Here is a 17,720-nt window from a genome sequence, read left to right on the forward strand (position 1 = left end):
CTCATGGGAGCCCAGCTCCGGGTCTACAAGCGTCGCATCCGATCCGTCACCGCGACCAAGAAGATCACGAAGGCGATGGAGATGATCGCCGCCTCGCGTGTCGTCAAGGCGCAGCGCAAGGTGGCGGCCTCCACGCCGTACGCGACCGAGCTCACCCGCGCGGTCACGGCGGTCGGAACCGGCTCGAACACGAAGCACCCGCTGACCACGCAGGCCGAGACGGTCGTGCGGTCCGCGGTGCTGCTCCTCACGAGCGACCGTGGTCTCGCAGGCGCCTTCAACTCCAACGCCATCAAGGTGGCGGAGAAGCTGACCGAGCGCCTCGAGGCCGAGGGCAAGGAGGTCGACACGTACATCGTCGGCCGCCGCGGTCTGGCTCACTACAACTTCCGCGAGCGCAAGGTCGCGGAGTCGTGGTCGGGCTTCACCGACGAGCCCACGTACGCGGACGCGAAGAAGGTCGCGGGTCCGCTGATCGAGGCCATCGAGAAGGACACGGCCGAGGGTGGCGTGGATGAACTCCACATCGTCTTCACCGAGTTCGTCTCGATGATGACGCAGACGGCGCTCGACGACCGTCTGCTGCCGCTCAGCCTCGAAGAGGTCGCCGCGGAGGCCACGCCCAAGGGCGAGATCCTTCCGCTGTACGACTTCGAGCCCTCGGCGGAGGACGTCCTCGACGCCCTTCTGCCGCGCTACGTGGAGAGCCGTATCTACAACGCGCTGCTCCAGTCGGCCGCTTCGAAGCACGCCGCCACGCGGCGCGCGATGAAGTCGGCCACAGACAACGCGGGAGAGCTGATCACCACTCTCTCCCGTCTTGCCAACGCGGCCCGCCAGGCCGAAATCACCCAGGAAATCAGCGAGATCGTCGGTGGCTCCGCAGCCTTGGCCGACGCGACCGCGGGGAGTGACAGGTAATGACGACGACAGTTGAGACGGCCGCTGCCACGGGCCGCGTCGCCCGGGTCATCGGCCCGGTCGTCGACGTGGAATTCCCCGTCGACGCGATGCCGGAGATCTACAACGCTCTGCACGTCGAGGTGGCCGACCCGGCCCTCGACGGCGCGAAGAAGACGCTGACCCTGGAGGTCGCCCAGCACCTGGGTGACGGCCTGGTCCGCACCATCTCGATGCAGCCCACCGACGGTCTGGTCCGCCAGGCCTCGGTCACCGACACGGGTGCCTCCATCACCGTGCCGGTCGGCGACTTCACCAAGGGCAAGGTGTTCAACACCCTCGGCGAGGTACTGAACACCGACGAGCAGTACGACGGCGAGCGCTGGGGCATCCACCGCAAGGCTCCGAACTTCGACGAGCTCGAGTCGAAGACCGAGATGTTCGAGACCGGCGTCAAGGTCATCGACCTTCTCACCCCGTACGTCAAGGGTGGAAAGATCGGTCTGTTCGGTGGTGCCGGCGTCGGCAAGACGGTGCTCATCCAGGAGATGATCTACCGCGTCGCCAACAACCACGACGGTGTCTCCGTGTTCGCCGGTGTCGGTGAGCGCACTCGTGAGGGCAACGACCTCATCGAGGAGATGGCGGAGTCGGGCGTCATCGACAAGACCGCCCTGGTCTTCGGTCAGATGGACGAGCCGCCGGGCACCCGTCTGCGCGTGGCCCTTGCCGGTCTGACCATGGCGGAGTACTTCCGCGATGTGCAGAAGCAGGACGTGCTGTTCTTCATCGACAACATCTTCCGCTTCACGCAGGCCGGTTCCGAGGTCTCGACCCTGCTCGGCCGTATGCCCTCCGCGGTGGGTTACCAGCCGAACCTGGCCGACGAGATGGGTCTCCTCCAGGAGCGCATCACCTCGACCCGTGGTCACTCGATCACCTCGATGCAGGCGATCTACGTCCCCGCGGACGACCTGACCGACCCGGCCCCGGCCACCACCTTCGCCCACCTCGACGCGACGACGGTTCTCTCCCGTCCGATCTCCGAGAAGGGCATCTACCCGGCCGTGGACCCGCTGGACTCCACGTCCCGGATCCTGGACCCCCGCTACATCGCGGCGGACCACTACAACACGGCCATGCGTGTCAAGGGTGTCCTGCAGAAGTACAAGGACCTCCAGGACATCATCGCGATCCTCGGTATCGACGAGCTGGGCGAAGAGGACAAGCTCGTCGTCCACCGTGCCCGTCGCGTGGAGCGCTTCCTGTCCCAGAACACCCACGTCGCCAAGCAGTTCACCGGCGTCGACGGGTCGGACGTCCCGCTGGAGGAGTCGATCACCGCGTTCAACGCGATCATCGACGGCGAGTACGACCACTTCCCGGAGCAGGCGTTCTTCCTCTGCGGTGGCATTGAGGACCTCAAGGCCAACGCCAAGGAGCTCGGCGTCTCCTGAACTCGGACCTGAAGAGTCCTGAGCTCTGAGTTCGACTGAGGGGGCGGGGCACGTCCCGCCCCCTCTTTCACGCCTACTAGACTTGTAACCAACACCCGGCCGAACAGCCGGGTGGTGACCCGAGGAGCCACCTTGGCTGCTGAGCTGCACGTCGCGCTGGTCGCGGCCGACCGAGAGGTCTGGTCCGGCGAGGCCACCCTGGTCGTCGCGCGCACCACGTCCGGCGACATCGGCGTCATGCCCGGTCACCAGCCGCTGCTCGGTGTGCTGGAGTCGGGCCCGGTGACCATCCGTACGAGTGATGGTGGAACGGTCGTCGCCGCGGTGCACGGCGGTTTCATCTCGTTCGCGGACAACAAGCTGTCGCTGCTGGCCGAGATCGCCGAGCTGTCGGACGAGATCGACGTCCAGCGCGCGGAGCGCGAGCTGGAGCGTGCGAAGGCGGAGGGTGACGCCGCCGCCGAGCGCCGCGCGGACGTACGAATCCGTGCGGCGGCGACGCGCTAGCCTGCGCGAGACCGTATGACGTCACTCAGCCGCGGCTGGGACCGGAGCAATCCGGCCCTGGTCGCGGCTGAGGCAAATGTGGATGTTTTTTCCATTCCGTTACCGAGTAGACGAGGAGGTCGGTGTCGATGGTCCTCGCTCTGACTGTGTGCGGAATCGTCGTGGCACTTGTGGTGCTGGGACTGTTCGTCTTCGGCCTTCGTCGCAGACTCATCCAGCGCTCCGGCGGCACCTTCGACTGTTCGCTGCGCTGGGACGTCCCGGAGAAACCCGATACCAACGGCAAGGGCTGGAGCTACGGCGTCGCCCGCTACAACGGCGACCGCATCGAGTGGTACCGCGTCTTCTCCTACGCCTACCGCCCGCGCCGCGTCCTGGAGCGCGCCGCGATCGAGGTCGCCGGGCGTCGGCTGCCCGAGGGCGAGGAGGAGCTGGCGCTGCTCTCCGACGCCGTCATCCTGACCTGTCTGCACCGGGGCACGCGGCTTGAACTCGCCATGAGCGAAGACGCGCTGACCGGTTTCCTCGCGTGGCTGGAAGCAGCCCCGCCCGGTCAGCGCGTCAATGTCGCCTAGGTCCTACTGACGGTCGTAACCCGCTTACGACAGCCCGCTGTTGATGGCGCTCACCAGCTCACCGTTGCCGGTGTCGCCGCTGAACTCCCAGAAGAACGCCCCGCCGAGGCCCTGGTTCTTGGCCCAGGTCATCTTGGTGCCGATGGTGGCGGGGGTGTCGTACGACCACCAGTTGTTGCCGCAGTAGGCGTATGCCGTGCCCGCGATGGTGCCGGTGGCCGGGCAGGACGTCTTGAGGACCTTGTAGTCCTCGATGCCTGCCTCGTAGGTGCCCGGGGCCGCGCCGGTCGCCGTGCCCCCGGGGGCGGCCTGGGTGACACCGGTCCAGCCGCGGCCGTAGAAGCCGATGCCGAGCAGCAGCTTCTTCGAGGCCACGCCCTTCGACTTCAGCTTGGCGATCGCGTCGGCGGAGTTGAAGCCCGCCTGCGGGATGCCGGAGTACGAGGTCAGCGGCGAGTGCGGGGCGGTCGGGCCCTGCGCGTTGAAGGCGCCGAAGTAGTCGTACGTCATCACGTTGTACCAGTCGACGGAGGCCGAGGCGCCGCCGTAGTCGGCTGCGTCGATCTTGCCGCCGGAGGAGCCGTCGGCCGTGATGGCCGCGGTGACCAGGTAGTTCGAGCCGAACTCGGTGCGCAGGGCCTGCATCAGGTTCTTGAAGGCCGCGGCGCCCGAGGTGTCACAGGTCAGTCCGCAGGCGTTCGGGTACTCCCAGTCGATGTCGATGCCGTCGAAGACATCGGCCCAGCGGGGGTCCTCGACGACCGCCTTGCAGGACTTGGCGAACGCGGCCGGGTTGGCCGCGGCCTGGGCGAAGCCGCCGGAGTAGGTCCAGCCGCCGAAGGAGTACAGCACCTTGATGTGCGGGTACTTGGCCTTGAGCTGGCGCAGCTGGTTGAAGTTGCCGCGCAGCGGCTGGTCCCAGGTGTCGGCGGTGCCGCTGACGGACTGGTCGGCGGTGTAGGCCTTGTCGTAGGCGGCGTAGGTGTCGTCGACGGTGCACTGACCGTTCTTGACGTTGCCGAACGCGTAGTTGATGTGCGTGATCTTCGACGCGGAGCCCGAGCTGACCAGGTTCTTGACGTGGTAGTTGCGGCCGTAGACGCCCCACTCGGTGAAGTAGCCGAGCTTGACCTTGTCGCCGGTGGGCGGCGGCTCGGTGGTGCCGCCGGTGGTGGTGACGGCGACCGCGCCGCTGACCGGGCCGGTCTGGTCGGCGGTGTCGCGGGCCTGGACCGTGTAGGAGTAGGCGGTGCCGGCGGTCAGGCCGGTGTTGGTGTACGACGTCGTCGTCACGGTGGCGACCTTGGTGCCGTCGCGCAGGACGTCGTAGTTCTTGACGCCCTTGTCGTCGGTGGCGGCGCTCCAGGAGAGCTTCACCGAGGTGTTGGTGATGTCCGAGGCGGTGGGAGTGCCGGGGGCGCTTGGCGCGCTGTCACCGGGGGTCGTGGTGCCGCCGTCACAGCTGCCGCCGTTGAGCTTGCAGTTGGCGGGGGAGCCGGACCCGGCGCCGTTGAAGCCGAAGGAGATGGAGGCGCCAGGGGCGAGGGTGCCGTTCCAGGACTTGTTCTTGGCGGTCCAGTGGGTGCCGGAGGAGGTGACGTCGGCGTCCCAGGCGGAGGTGACGGACGTGCCGGAGGGGAAGTCCCACTCGACGGTCCAGGAGCTGAGGGCGGTGTCGCCGGTGTTCTTGACGGTCCACTTGCCTTCGAAACCGGTGCCCCAGTCCTGCGGCTTGGCGTAGGTGGCGGTCGCGGATGTCGCGGCCTGGGCGGGGCTCGCGAGGCCGACGAGGCCGGCGAAGGGGAGCACCAGGGTCGCTATCCCTGCCGCCACTCTGTGTCTGAAGCGCATGCCGCGCCTCCTTGAGGGGTGTTGGGGGCGCAACTGAGCCTTCACGCCCACGGTGCGGCGAGAATAGAAAGGTCTGGACCACGGGTCAATAGGTCTGGACCACTCGGTATGCGATCGCTCAGACACGCAACTCCTGCGCCAGCACCGCGGCTTGCACGCGGCTGCGCAGCTCCAGCTTCCCCAGCACTCGGCTGACGTGCGTCTTCACCGTCGCCTCCGCCATGTCGAGACGGGTCGCGATGTCCGCGTTGGACAGGCCCTCGCCCAGGCAGGACAGCACCTCGCGTTCCCGGCGGGTGAGGGTGTCCAGGACCGCCGGGTCGACGCTCGGCTGCCGTACGGGCTTGGCGGCGAACTCGGAGATCAGCCGGCGGGTGACGGCCGGAGCGACGATCCCCTCGCCGCGCGCCACCGTTCGGACCGCCTCCACGAGGTCCCTCGCCTCCGTGTTCTTCAGCAGGAACCCGGACGCCCCGGCCCTGAGCGCCCCGAACACATACTCGTCGAGGTCGAAGGTGGTCAGCACGAGGACGTCCGCGAGCCCCTCCTCCGTGACCTTCCGGGTCGCCGACACCCCGTCCAGACGCGGCATCTGTACGTCCATCAGCACCAGGTCGGGCCGCAGTTCCCGGGCCAGCGCAACCGCCTGTTCGCCGTCCGCGGCCTCGCCGACCACCTCGATGTCGGGCGCGCTGCGCAGGATGAGGACCAGTCCGGCGCGGACGGCGGACTGGTCCTCGGCGACGAGCACGCGGATCATGCGGGATCTCCTTCAGTGACGTCGGCGACGGGCAGGGTGGCGCGAACGGCCCAGATCTTGCCGTTCGCCGAGCTCTCGGGGCCGGACTCGAAGGTGCCGCCGAGCAGTGCCGCCCGCTCCCGCATACCCACCAGACCGGCGCCGGAACCGGGCGCGCTCGGCCCGTCGCGGTCGCCGTACGGGCTGGTCACGGCGATGGCGAGGGAACCGTCCGCCTGGCGCAGAAGCACGGTGACCCGGCCGGGGCACGCGTGCTTGAGGGCGTTGGTGAGGGATTCCTGGACGATCCGGTAGGCGGCGAGCTCGACGGGCGCCGGCAGGGTCGTGCCGTGCTCGGCCTCCAGCGTGACGTCGAGGCCGTTGGCGCGGGCGTCGTCGACCAGGACGGAGAGGCCGTCGAGGGTCGGGACCGCGCTGGGTTCACTGTCGCCGTCCCGCAGGATGCCGATCAGCCGGCGCATCTCCTCAAGTCCCTTGACGCTGTTCTCGCGGATGACGCCGAGGGCCTGCCGGGACGTCTCCGGATCGTCCAGCGACAGCGCGGCCGTGGAGTGGATCGCGATCGCCGACAGATGGTTGGCGACCATGTCGTGCAACTCCCGTGCCATCCGGGCGCGTTCTGCGACGACGGCCTGGGTGCGGTCCATCTCGGCGAGCAGAGCGGTCTGTTCGGCGCGCAGGCGCGCGGCCTCGGCGGCGTCGCGGTGGTTGCGGACGATCCAGCCGGTCGCGGCGGGCCCGTAGGCCACGACACCGACGACGACGCCGATCAGCAGCGCCTCCGGCACCCGCCACACCGCGAACGGCACCAGCGTCCCGGCCACCGTGAGCAGACCGGTGATCCACTGGATGCGCCGGGCCGAGGCGAGCGGGCCGTACAGGACGGCCGCATAGACGACGTCCGTGAACATCAGCACCGACGCGATGCTGCCCTGGGTCAGCAGGTCCGCGCAGATCGCGACCGTGCCGGTCAGCAGGGCCACGCGGGGTGCCGTGCGGCGCAGCAGCTCGCAGCCCGCCAGCACGGTGAGCGGCACCAGCACCGGCCAGGGGCCGTCGAAGAGAGTGATCGGGTCGTCGGACCGCCGGGTGCCCAGGCCCGCGAGGACGAGCAGCAGCCCGCCGAGCAGCCCGCCGGCCGCGATGTACACGTCGAAGCGGTGCGGGCGGGGGAGTCGTACGGCCATGTCCCCATGAAACACGGCCCGCGCGGCGTCCGCCTGATCCCCGGGGACGGTCCTGGACTGCATCTTTCGATGTACGGCGACTTCGTCAGCGGCGACGACGAAAGCGGCGGTGCGCGCCGGGAGCCTGGAAGGGTGAGTGAAGGGAGCGGACCGTGATCGTCGGACTGATCGTCGCCTGTGAGGTGGCGTTCTGGGTGCTGCTGGCCGCGGGACTGGCCTTCAGGTACGTCTTCGGGATGCCTCGGGTGGGGCTGGCCCTGCTGCTGTGCGAGCCGCTGCTGGAGCTCGTGCTGTTCGTCGTCACCGCGGTCGACCTGCGCGGCGGCGCCGAGCCCGACTGGAAGCACGGCCTGGCCGCCGTCTACATCGGCTTCACCGTGGGCCTCGGCCACTCCACCATGCGATGGGCCGACGCCCGCTTCGCCCACCGCTTCGCGGGCGGCCCGCCGCCGGTACGGCCGCCGAAGTACGGAACGGCCCGCGCCGTCCACGAATGGAAGGTCGCGGGCCGCTGGATCCTCGCCGCGGTCGTCGCCATGACCCTGCTCCAGGCCGCGATCTGGTACGTCGGCGGCGAGGGCGGGACCGACTCGCTACGGGCCTGGCAGCAGCGCATGGTGTGGCTGATCGGCATCAACGTGATCATCGCCGCCAGTTACACCCTGTTCCCCAAGCGCGAGCGTTAACGCTCCCCACCCGGCACCCACAGCACGTCCCCGGTCTCCGTGTTCGCCGACCTGGCCAGGATGAACAGCAGGTCGGACAGGCGGTTCAGGTAGGTCGCGGTCAGCGGGTTCATGAGCTCGCCGTGGACCTCCAGCGCAGCCCACGTGGAGCGCTCGGCACGTCGTACGACCGTGCACGCCTGGTGCAGCAGGGCCGCACCCGGCGTGCCGCCGGGCAGGATGAAGGAGCGGAGCTTCTCCAGCCGCTCGTTGAAGTGGTCGCAGTCCGCCTCCAGCTTGTCGACGTAGAACTGCTCGACCCGCAGTGGCGGGAACTCCGGGTTCTCCACGACCGGCGTCGACAGGTCCGCACCCACGTCGAACAGGTCGTTCTGCACACGGGTGAGGACCTTGGCGATCTCCTCGTCGAGTCCTCCCAGCGCGATCGCCGTGCCGATCACCGCGTTCGCCTCGTTGGCGTCGGCGTACGCGGAGATCCGCAGATCGGTCTTGGCGACCCGGCTCATGTCGCCGAGGGCGGTGGTGCCCTGGTCGCCGGTCCTGGTGTAGATGCGCGTCAGATTGACCATGGGGCCAGCGTAGTTACGCCCCGGCCGTTCGGAACACGCGTGTGCCCACCGTCACGGCGAGTGCCGTGAGGGCGAGGGCGACCAGCACGCCGTACGCCATGTGCGCCGAGGCGTACGAGCCGACGTACGCGTCCCTGACCGCGTCCACCAGATAGCGGAACGGCACGAAGTGCGAGAGGACGTCCAGCCAGGACGGGCCCAGGGTCATCGGGAGCATCAGACCGGACAGGAGCATCATCGGCATCGTCAGGGCGTTGACCGCCGGACCGAACTCCCCCGGGGTGTGCAGCTTCATGGCCAGCGCGTACGAAAGCGAGGCCAGCGACACCGTCAGCAGCGCGACGAACGCGAAGCCGATCAGGATGCCGGGCAGCGGGGCCCGCAGACCCATCGCCAGCGCGGCCAGCACGAGCAGCACCGCCTGGAGGACGAAGACGGTGGCGTCGCGCAGCACCCGCCCGAGCAGCAGCGCCAGCCGGCTGACCGGCGTCACCCGCATCCGCTCCACCACCCCCTGGCTCTTCTCGACGATGATCGTGAACCCCGCGAACGAGGCTCCGAACAGGCCGAGTTGGAGCAACAGCCCGGGCACGAGCATCTGCCACGAGCTGCCCGCCCCGCCCAGCGGGAGATCGGTGAGCAGCGGACCGAAGAAGAGGAGATAGAGCAGCGGCATCAGCACGCCGAAGAGCAGGGCGAAGCGGGAGCGCAGGGACTGGCGGAGATAGCGGCCGTAGATCAGCGCGGTGTCGTGGAGAAGCATCGTCGGGGGATTCCTATACGGCTACGGAGGCGGCGTCGGCCGGTGTGGCGCTGCGGCCGGTGATGGCGAGGAAGGTGTCCTGGAGCGAGGCGTCGATCGAGCCGCCGTACTCCAGCTTGAGCGCGGTCGGGGTGCCTTCCGCGACGACCACGCCCTTGTCGACGACGACCAGACGGTCGGCGAGGGCGTCGGCCTCGTCCAGGTAGTGGGTGGTCAGGAACACCGTCGTGCCGTGCTCGTCGCGCAGACGGCGGACCAGGTCCCACAGGTCGGCCCGGCTGCCGGGGTCGAGGCCGGTGGTGGGCTCGTCGAGGAACAGCACCTTCGGGCGATGGGTGAGGGCCATCGCGATGTCCAGCCGCCGGCGCTGACCGCCCGACAGCGCCCCGCACTTGCGGTCGAGCAGCTCGGTCAGGTCCAGATCCCGGGCCAACTCCTCGGCCCGCCCGGCTGCCTGGGTCTTCGTCAGGCGGTAGAGGCGGCCCTGGGTGACCAGTTCCTCCCGCACGGTGATCTGCGGGTCGACCCCTCCCGACTGGGCCACATAGCCGCAGGCCCTCCGTACCCCGGCGGGGTCGGTGGCGAGGTCGTGGCCGGCGACGGTGGCGGCGCCGCCGGTGGGTTTCAACAGGGTCGTGAGCATCCGCAGGGTGGTGGTCTTCCCGGCGCCGTTCGGGCCGAGAAAGCCGAGGATCTCGCCCTCGCGGACCCTCAGGTCGATGCCGCGCACGGCCTCCACCGGGCCGAGTTTCGTCTGGAAGGTGCGGGCCAGGCCCGCGGTACTGATGACGGTCATGGCCACAGAAAAACAGAGTCTCTTAAATTTTGCAATGACCCCAAAGTTTCAGAGAGCCCAGCGAAGCTAGGATGTGGACCATGGCTGAAGGGCTCAGGGAGCGGAAGAAGCGCGAGACGAGACAGCGGATCTCGGACATCGCCACCGGGCTGTTCCTGGAGCACGGGTTCGTGACCGTGACCATCGCGGAGGTGGCGGAGGCCGCCGATGTCTCCGTGAACACCGTCTACAACTACTTCCCGGCGAAGGAGGACCTCTTCTTCGACCGCTCCTCCGGTGTCGTCGAACAGCTCTCCCGCTGGGTGCGCGGCCGGGACGTGGGGGAGTCGGCCGCGCGGGCCGTGCTGCGCGAGCTGCGCGCGGAGGTGGAGGCGGTCTCGCCCCGGGTCGGCCTCATGGCGGGCTACGACCGTTTCATGCGCTGCATCCACGAGGCGCCGCCGCTCCGTTCCCGGCTGTGGAGTCTGCAGCAGGAGATCCACGACCACCTCGAAGCGACCCTCCGGGAGGCGACCGGCGCCGTCGACGCGGACCCGCTGCCGGGGCTGATCGCCGGTCAGATCTGCTGGGTCCACTCGGAGGTGTTCGTCCACATCGGACGTGAGATGGTCGCCGGGCGCAATCCGGACGAAGTGTCACGAGAGGTGCTGGCGCTTCTCGACGACATCGAGGAGCTGTTGAGCGAGAACGTGCTCAACTACGCCGTACGAGACCACGGATGAGCCGTGCCGGTGTGATGTCCGTCAGATGAGACGTGACGCGCATTACTAACCGGTCACACAGCACCTCACGCCCGCTAAGGTCCGCCGAAGAGGCAGTCGTAAACAGCATGTAAGGCGTTCAAAGGGGAGTCGCACAGTGGCACGGAAGCTTGCCGTCATCGGCGCCGGCTTGATGGGTTCCGGGATCGCCCAGGTCTCCGCTCAGGCGGGCTGGGACGTCGTCCTGCGGGACGTCACCGACGAGGCGCTCAAGCGTGGCACCGACGGCATCAAGGCCTCGTACGACAAGTTCGTGAGCAAGGGCAAGCTGGAGGCGCACGACGCCGACGCCGCCCTCGGCCGGATCACCGCCACCACCGACCTGGACGCGGCCGCGGACGCCGACATCGTCGTCGAGGCCGTCTTCGAGAAGCTCGAGGTCAAGCACGAGATCTTCCGTGCCCTCGACAAGATCGTGCGCGAAGACGCCGTGCTCGCCTCCAACACCTCCGCCATCCCGATCACCAAGATCGCGGCGGCCACCGAGCGCCCCGAGCGGGTCGTCGGAGTGCACTTCTTCTCGCCGGTGCCGATGATGCAGCTCGTCGAGCTCGTCCGCGGCTACAAGACGAGCGACGAAACCCTCGCCACCGCACGGGAGTTCGCCGAGTCCGTCGGCAAGACCTGCATCGTCGTCAACCGGGACGTCGCCGGCTTCGTGACCACCCGGCTCATCTCCGCCCTCGTCGTCGAGGCGACCAAGCTCTACGAGTCGGGCGTCGCCACCGCCGAGGACATCGACCTCGCCTGCAAGCTGGGCTTCGGCCACGCCATGGGCCCGCTCGCCACGGCCGACCTCACCGGCGTCGACATCCTGCTGCATGCCACGAGCAACATCTACACCGAGACCCAGGACGAGAAGTTCGCCCCACCGGAGCTGATGCGCCGGATGGTTGACGCCGGTGACATCGGGCGCAAGAGCGGGCAGGGCTTCTACAAGCACTGAAACCGCACAGGCCCCTGAGGCATCACTCCCGGGGGTGAATTCGGTATCGGTTCGCTTACAGACGGCAACCTCTGACCGTCCAACTCAGTCAGACGTTGCATCACCGGACATCACATTCGCGGAGCACGAGACGCACCACGGGGAGCGCATATGTTCATCAGGGGCGACCACGCCGAGCTGGTCGTCGGGGGCCGCCTCGACGTCCGCAGCGCGGCGGACGCCCGTACGGTCCTGCACACGGCCGTCGACGACGGAGTCGGCGATCTGGTGCTGGATCTGTCCGAGCTCGACTCCTGGGACGCCACCGGACTCGGGGTGATCATGGGGGCCCACCGCAGGGCCGGCCGCTGCGGCCGACGCCTGGTGCTGCGCGACGTACCGCCGCAGATGCAGCGCCTGCTGGTGGCCACCCGGCTGCACCGGATCCTGGCGATCGAGGGCGGCATCGGGGTGGAGTCGCTACCCAGGGTGTGACCCCTTGTGTGAATGCGGTGTGAGGGCCGGGTGCTGTGGCTGTGAAATGCACGTCGCGCACAATCCTCACGAGACTGTGACGTCTCGGACGGCGCGGTACCCCGGGCTGTCGTAGATACTGTGCGAAGGTTTAGGGTTCGGTCGCCCGCTGAGTGAACATCCCTGAATGAGCGGGCCCGGACCAGAAGCGACAGCGCGGTGTGCAGCAAGGCCGGGAGGGGCTCGGCACACGACGCTTTTGGGGGGCTTGAACCTATGGACCCGAACAACCGGGGACCCGAGGAGTACGGCCATGACGGTGACGGCGATTCGCCGCGCCAGCGCCCGCCCAGGGACCCCCTCACACCCGACTTCGGCCAGAGCACACCCGCCCTGGCCCGCACGGTGCAGCTGGTGTCCGGCGACTACCTGCTCACCGTCAACCCCGTCGACGGCAGCGAGATAGAAGTCTGCCCGCCCGGCGAGCGGCCCTCGCGGCCGCGGAAGCTCAGCGCCACCGAACGTGCCGAGGTGGACCGCGCGGCCAAGCCGCCCGTCCCGGCCGGCCTCAACCGGCCCACGCTGCACCTCCTGGCCCGCCAGGACGAGCGGGAACGACTGGTACGCCTGCTCGCCCGCGGCCGTTCCGTACGTCTCACCGGCCCCGCCGGCTCCGGTCGCACCAGCCTGCTCGACCTCCTCGCCGAGGACTGCTCGGACCTCGCCCCCGACGGCGTGGTCCGGCTCACCGGCTTCCACCGCACGGCCGACGACCTGCTGTACGACCTCTTCTACGCCGTCTTCGACGCCCCCCTGCACCGGCCCGCACGGGACGAGCTGCTCGGGTACGTCCGGGAGATCGGCGCGGTCGTCGTCCTGGACGACGTCGAGTTCGGCGGTGCCGCGCTCGACGAACTCCTGGACGCCACTCCCGAGTGCGCCTTCCTGGTCGCCACGACACCGGACGTGCCCGCGCCGTCCGCCGACTCGGCCATCGAGGAGGTCTTCCTCAGCGGCCTGGACCGGGCCGGCGGCGTCGAGCTCCTGGAGCGAGGTGTCGGCCGGGTCCTCACCGAGGAAGAAGCCAACTGGGCCGGCGACCTCTGGTTCGAGTCCGAGGGTCTGCCGCTGCGCTTCGTCCAGGCCGGCGCCCTGCTCCGGCAGCGCGACGAACTGCGGGCCAGCGCGGAGGCCTTCGACGAGTTCGGCGTCTTCCAGGAAGCCCAGGTCGACGCGCCCTTCGAGGCCGGCGACGGACACGACGTACCGCTGCCCTCGCTCGCCGAGGGAGCCGCGCCCGCGGCCCTGCTCGCCACCCGGCTCAGCGACTCGGCACGCGCCGCACTGCGGTTCGCCGTGGCACTCGGCGGCGAGGTGCCGCACCAGGCACATCTGCCCGCCCTCGTCGGTGACACCCACGCGGACGCCGCCCTCGGCGAACTGCTGGGCTGCGCGCTGGTCTCCCCGGTCGGCTCCCGCTACCGGCTCGCCGCCGGGGTGCAGGGCCAGCTGGAGGCCGCCGGATACGGCACCGACGCCGAGGCCAAGGCCCTGGACGCCGCCCAGCACTACGCCTGGTGGGCCGGGCATCCGTCGGTCACTCCCGAGCGGGTGTGCGCCGAGGCGGACGCCGTGCTCGCCGCGCTCGGCATCCTCGTGCCGGCCGCCGTCCCGCCCGCCGAGGACGAGGAGCCCGTCACCGTCCAGCTGGCCCGCACGGCGGCGCCCGCGTTCGCCGCGGGGCTGCACTGGAGCGCCTGGGAGCGGACCCTGCAGTTCGGCGCCGAGGCCGCCCGGATCGCCGGTGACGGGGGAGAACGGGCCTACTTCCACCACGAGTTGGGCGTTCTAGCGCTCTGCGCCGATCAGCTCGACCGGGCCCGCTCCGAGCTGGAGGCCTCCATCGGGCTGCGCGGCTCACTCGCCGACAAGCGCGGCACGGTGGCCGGCCGCCGGGCTCTGGCGCTGGTCTCCGACCGCTCCGGCACCCCGCTCGGAATCGGCGCGACCACCGGTGAAGAGGTGCCCGACGCCCGGTACGAGGTGTCGCAGTCGCCTCCCGGTGGCGTCCCCGCGGCCTTCCCGCCGCTCCAGTCGCCGTTCGACAACTCGACCCTGGTCACCAACCGGGTTCCGGCGGCCCCTGTTCCCAACCGCAAGGCCCGTGGCGGTCTGAAGGGTCTGGCCCGGCGCAACCTCGTCGCGGCCGGCGCGGGCGCGCTGCTCGCGGCGGTGCTCGGCACGGTGGTGACGCTCGGTGCCACCTCCAACCCGGACAACGACAACCCGTCCACCAAGGTCGGCCCCAACCCGTCGGCCAGCCAGGGCCTGGACGACGGCAGCCTGGGCGCCGACGTGCCGAAGAACGGCGACGAGGGCGACACCGGCGAGGCCACCAGCCGGCCGACCGACCCCGGCCCCGACGGCACCTACGGCACGTCCGACGACCCGACACCGACGGACACCGCGGAGCCTTCGGACGACCCGAGCGGGACGAAGGGGACGTCGAGTTCGCCGAGCAAGACGCCCACGACGAAGCCGCCGTCCTCGACCTCGAAGCCGCCGACGTCGTCGACGCCGACCGATCCCACTGGCTCACCGACGCCGACCGAGACATCCGAGTCGCCCTCGCCCACGACGAGCCCCACGCCGGATCCTTCGGACGAGCCGTCCACCTCGGACTCGGCCAGCGGTCCCGCCTCCTCCAGCGCATCGGCGAGCACCTCCGCCGGCGCCCCGGAGAGCAGCGGCGCGGGTTCGCCCAGCACCTCGGGCACGGCGTCGAGCGCGGTGATCTGACGCCGGTACGGCAACACAAGAGGGCCGGATCCTGGAAACAGGACCCGGCCCTCTCAGTCGTTGAGGAACCGGCGTAGGAGAACCGGCGTAGAAGAAAAACCCGTCAGAACAGCCTCAGCTTGTCGTCCTCGATGCCGCGCAGGGCGTTGTAGTCGAGGACCGTGCAGCCGATGCCGCGGTCCGTGGCCAGGACGCGGGCCTGGGGCTTGATCTCCTGGGCCGCGAAGACGCCGCGGACCGGGGCGAGATGCGGGTCGCGGTTCAACAGCTCGAGATAGCGGGTGAGTTGCTCCACGCCGTCGATCTCGCCGCGCCGCTTGATCTCGACCGCGACGGTCTGGCCCTCGGCGTCCCGGCACAGGATGTCGACCGGGCCGATGGCCGTCATGTACTCGCGGCGGATCAACGTATAGCCGTCGCCGAGGGTGTCGATACGGTCGGCGAGCAGCTCCTGAAGGTGTGCTTCCACGCCGTCCTTGATCAGGCCGGGATCCACACCCAGTTCGTGCGAGGAGTCATGGAGGATCTCCTCCATGGTGATGATCAGCTTCTCGCCGCCCTTGTTGACGACGGTCCAGACGCCCACGGCGCCCTCGGGAAACTCCCCCGATTCCTCCTTCAACGTGCAGGGCGGCGACATCCAGTTCAGGGGCTTGTAGGCCCGGTCGTCCGCGTGGATCGACACGCTGCCGTCCGCCTTCACCAGGATGAGACGGGGGGCGGACGGGAGGTGGGCGGTGAGCCGGCCCGCGTAGTCCACGGAGCACCGGGCAATGACGAGACGCATGGTCGGCAACGCTACTCGACGGGCCCGGGTCCACGCGATTCGCCCCAGAAACGCGATGTTCGTTTGTGGCCGATTGTGTGCCCAACCAGGGCTCTCTATGTACGCGTTCGCCTGGTGCCGTCACCGTCCGTTGCTTACCGTAGTAACCGGGAGGTCGCGGAGCGTGCACTCAGCGTGTTCAGATTCGCGAACTCCCTTATCTGTCCGGCAACCCCTGAATACCTGTTCGGGGGTGCGAGAGGAGAACCCATGTCGCTCGACGTCTCACCGGCCCTACTCGAGAAGGCCGAGCGAGGCGAGGTCGACGAAGCGGAATTCGTCGACTGCGTCCGGACCTCCCTGCCCTACGCATGGGAGATGGTCAGCTCCCTGGTGGCCCAGCTGAAGGTCGACGGCGGTCAGTTCGCCGACAACCAGACGCCTCCGCCGGACGAGCAGGCACGCGGTCAGCTGCTGCGTGCGCTTGCGAGTGACGCGATACGCGGCGCGCTGCAACGGCACTTCGGGGTACGACTGGCCTTCCAGAACTGCCACCGTGTGGCGGTGTTCCCGCTGGACGGCTCGGTGGACGAGTCACTGGCCCGTTTCACCTCGGTCCGTAGTCAGCTGCTCAACCAGTCACCGGAGTTCCGGGACTGCTGAGCGGCGAGCTGCCTGCTTGCCGCTCCGTACGCGGGGGGTGCTCAAGTACGGGGCGGCAAGCACGGCGGGGGCGGTACGCACGGTCAGCCGAGGTGGGGGAGCACCTCGGCGCCCAGCCGCCGGACGTTCTCCTCCGTCGCCGCCAGATCCCCCGAGCCCTCCGTGAGCAGGGCGAAGCGGGAGATGCCGGTCCGCTCGCTGGTCGCCGCGAGCCGGTCGGCGCAGAGCCGCGGAGTGCCCACTGGGTGCAGTCCGCAGAGCAGTTCGGTGTACGCCACCGGGTCGCGCATCGAGCGATGCCGGCCATCGACCGTCACATGGGCCTCCAGGCCCTGCCGCAGCCAGCCCGGCATCGCCTTCACCAGGGCCTCCACCGCGTCCGTGCGCCGGTCCGCGATCTGGCAGACCCCGGCCGAGACATGGGCCGCGCCCAGCACCTCCTCCGGCGAACGGCCCGCAGCGCGCGCGTGGGTGCGCCACAGGGAGACCATCTCGGCCTTCTCCTCGTCCCCCACATGCATCCCGAGCAGCATCGGCAGTCCGCGCTCGGCGGCCAGCCGCACACTCGCCGGGGAGGTGCACGCGACGACGACCTCGGGTCCCGGCTCCTCCGACAGGGACTCCGACGGCCGCGGTACGACGGCTACTTCACGGAAGTTGAAGCGCTCCCCGGAGGCCGCCACCGACGGTTCGCGCAGCCAGCGCACCAGCAGATCGAGTGATTCCGGGAACCCCGTCTCGTACGCCTCCAGGCCCGAGCCGAACACCTCCAGGTCGACCCACGGCCCGCCGCGCCCCACGCCCAGCGAGAACCGTCCGCCGGACGCGACGTGCAGCAGCGCGGCCTGCTCGCCGAGGGCGACCGGGTGGACGGTGGGCAGCACGCTGACCGCGGTGCCGACCCTGAGGCGACGGGTGCGGCCCAGCAGTAACGCCGCCAGGGTGATCGCCGATGGACAGGTGCCGTACGGCACGAAGTGATGCTCGGCCAGCCAGACCGAGTCGAGGCCGGCCTCCTCGGCCACCTCGGCCGAGCGGACCGCGCGGTGCAGTGCCTCCCCCTGGCCCTGCCCCGGGAACTGGGCCGCCAACACGAAACTTCCAACGTGCATTGCTTTTCCTGCTTCCTTGGCTCCGACGCGGAGCTCCCCCACCCGGCATAACCGTCTGACACGTGCCGAGGACACGGCCTGGCGAAGAGATACTCGGATTGTCTGCAGAATGGGCCGATATGAAGAGGCACTTGTGGGGGTTGGTCCCCTACGCCTACCCAGGCTCGTG

Annotated in this window: 18 protein-coding genes; 10 read left to right on the forward strand and 8 right to left on the reverse strand. The window is 69.4% G+C overall.

Features of this window, described 5'->3' with window-relative positions; genetic code table 11:
* Positions 1 to 3: 3 nt before the first annotated feature.
* The 4 genes from OHU89_RS33745 to OHU89_RS33760 all read left to right on the forward strand — a co-directional run bounded on the left by OHU89_RS33745 (position 4) and on the right by OHU89_RS33760 (position 3,439).
* Complete coding sequence (locus OHU89_RS33745; RefSeq protein WP_266888001.1) at positions 4 to 921, forward strand: F0F1 ATP synthase subunit gamma; 918 nt, start codon at positions 4 to 6, stop codon at positions 919 to 921.
* Positions 921 to 2,357: a F0F1 ATP synthase subunit beta gene (gene atpD / locus OHU89_RS33750; protein WP_266887999.1), complete on the forward strand. Its 1,437-nt coding sequence runs from the start codon at positions 921 to 923 to the stop codon at positions 2,355 to 2,357. Before OHU89_RS33745 ends, atpD begins: the two co-directional genes overlap by 1 nt.
* A gap of 132 nt (positions 2,358 to 2,489) precedes the next feature.
* Positions 2,490 to 2,864, forward strand: coding sequence for a F0F1 ATP synthase subunit epsilon (locus OHU89_RS33755; protein ID WP_046262507.1), 375 nt, complete (start codon positions 2,490 to 2,492; stop codon positions 2,862 to 2,864).
* A 128-nt stretch (positions 2,865 to 2,992) separates the two neighbouring features.
* Positions 2,993 to 3,439: a DUF2550 domain-containing protein gene (locus OHU89_RS33760; RefSeq protein WP_266887997.1), complete on the forward strand. Its 447-nt coding sequence runs from the start codon at positions 2,993 to 2,995 to the stop codon at positions 3,437 to 3,439.
* A 24-nt stretch (positions 3,440 to 3,463) separates the two neighbouring features.
* On the opposite strand, the gene OHU89_RS33765 is transcribed toward OHU89_RS33760, so the two are convergent.
* The 3 genes from OHU89_RS33765 to OHU89_RS33775 all read right to left on the reverse strand — a co-directional run bounded on the left by OHU89_RS33765 (position 3,464) and on the right by OHU89_RS33775 (position 7,237).
* The gene (locus OHU89_RS33765) at positions 3,464 to 5,290 is read right to left on the reverse strand and encodes a glycosyl hydrolase family 18 protein (RefSeq protein WP_405648554.1); all 1,827 of its coding nucleotides are present in this window, start codon (positions 5,288 to 5,290) and stop codon (positions 3,464 to 3,466) included.
* Between the two features lie 118 nt (positions 5,291 to 5,408).
* Complete coding sequence (locus OHU89_RS33770) at positions 5,409 to 6,050, reverse strand: response regulator (protein ID WP_405648556.1); 642 nt, start codon at positions 6,048 to 6,050, stop codon at positions 5,409 to 5,411.
* Entirely contained in the window at positions 6,047 to 7,237 is a 1,191-nt protein-coding gene (locus tag OHU89_RS33775; protein ID WP_405648558.1) for a sensor histidine kinase, read from the reverse strand. Before OHU89_RS33775 ends, OHU89_RS33770 begins: the two co-directional genes overlap by 4 nt.
* Before the next feature lie 152 nt (positions 7,238 to 7,389).
* On the opposite strand from OHU89_RS33775, the gene OHU89_RS33780 reads away from it, so the two are divergent.
* Entirely contained in the window at positions 7,390 to 7,923 is a 534-nt protein-coding gene (locus OHU89_RS33780; protein WP_405648560.1) for a hypothetical protein, read from the forward strand.
* Here OHU89_RS33780 and OHU89_RS33785 read toward each other — a convergent pair.
* The 3 genes from OHU89_RS33785 to OHU89_RS33795 are packed head-to-tail and all read right to left on the reverse strand — an operon-like array spanning position 7,920 to position 10,051.
* Positions 7,920 to 8,492 (reverse strand): cob(I)yrinic acid a,c-diamide adenosyltransferase, encoded by a 573-nt coding sequence (locus tag OHU89_RS33785; RefSeq protein ID WP_405648561.1) that lies wholly within the window; start codon positions 8,490 to 8,492, stop codon positions 7,920 to 7,922. The genes OHU89_RS33780 and OHU89_RS33785 overlap by 4 nt on opposite strands.
* Before the next feature lie 13 nt (positions 8,493 to 8,505).
* Positions 8,506 to 9,255 carry an ABC transporter permease gene (locus tag OHU89_RS33790; protein WP_405648563.1) on the reverse strand — a complete coding sequence of 250 codons (750 nt, stop codon included), beginning with the start codon at positions 9,253 to 9,255 and terminating at the stop codon, positions 8,506 to 8,508.
* A 13-nt stretch (positions 9,256 to 9,268) separates the two neighbouring features.
* Positions 9,269 to 10,051, reverse strand: a complete 783-nt coding sequence (locus tag OHU89_RS33795; protein WP_405648565.1) for an ABC transporter ATP-binding protein — start codon at positions 10,049 to 10,051, stop codon at positions 9,269 to 9,271.
* Positions 10,052 to 10,131: 80 nt separating this feature from the next.
* Between OHU89_RS33795 and OHU89_RS33800 the strand changes: the two genes are divergently transcribed.
* From OHU89_RS33800 to OHU89_RS33815, 4 genes are all read left to right on the forward strand, one after another.
* Complete coding sequence (locus OHU89_RS33800) at positions 10,132 to 10,773, forward strand: TetR/AcrR family transcriptional regulator (protein ID WP_405648567.1); 642 nt, start codon at positions 10,132 to 10,134, stop codon at positions 10,771 to 10,773.
* 136 nt (positions 10,774 to 10,909) lie between these two features.
* On the forward strand, positions 10,910 to 11,758 hold the full coding sequence (locus OHU89_RS33805; RefSeq protein WP_307025789.1) for a 3-hydroxyacyl-CoA dehydrogenase family protein: 849 nt from the start codon (positions 10,910 to 10,912) through the stop codon (positions 11,756 to 11,758).
* A gap of 150 nt (positions 11,759 to 11,908) precedes the next feature.
* Positions 11,909 to 12,232, forward strand: coding sequence for an STAS domain-containing protein (locus tag OHU89_RS33810; RefSeq protein WP_067029557.1), 324 nt, complete (start codon positions 11,909 to 11,911; stop codon positions 12,230 to 12,232).
* Positions 12,233 to 12,487: 255 nt separating this feature from the next.
* Entirely contained in the window at positions 12,488 to 15,010 is a 2,523-nt protein-coding gene (locus OHU89_RS33815; protein WP_405648570.1) for an ATP-binding protein, read from the forward strand.
* 103 nt (positions 15,011 to 15,113) lie between these two features.
* Here OHU89_RS33815 and nucS read toward each other — a convergent pair whose 3' ends face one another.
* A complete protein-coding gene (gene nucS / locus OHU89_RS33820) occupies positions 15,114 to 15,797 on the reverse strand; it encodes an endonuclease NucS (RefSeq protein WP_405648572.1) in 684 nt (227 codons plus the stop codon).
* Between the two features lie 249 nt (positions 15,798 to 16,046).
* On the opposite strand from nucS, the gene OHU89_RS33825 reads away from it, so the two are divergent.
* A complete protein-coding gene (locus OHU89_RS33825) occupies positions 16,047 to 16,439 on the forward strand; it encodes an SCO5389 family protein (RefSeq protein ID WP_266887972.1) in 393 nt (130 codons plus the stop codon).
* A gap of 83 nt (positions 16,440 to 16,522) precedes the next feature.
* On the opposite strand, the gene OHU89_RS33830 is transcribed toward OHU89_RS33825, so the two are convergent.
* Positions 16,523 to 17,551, reverse strand: a complete 1,029-nt coding sequence (locus OHU89_RS33830) for an LLM class flavin-dependent oxidoreductase (protein ID WP_405648573.1) — start codon at positions 17,549 to 17,551, stop codon at positions 16,523 to 16,525.
* Between the last annotated feature and the right edge of the window lie 169 nt (positions 17,552 to 17,720).

Source organism: Streptomyces sp. NBC_00019, from assembly GCF_045041015.1.
In the GTDB taxonomy this organism is placed as follows: Bacteria; Actinomycetota; Actinomycetes; order Streptomycetales; family Streptomycetaceae; genus Streptomyces.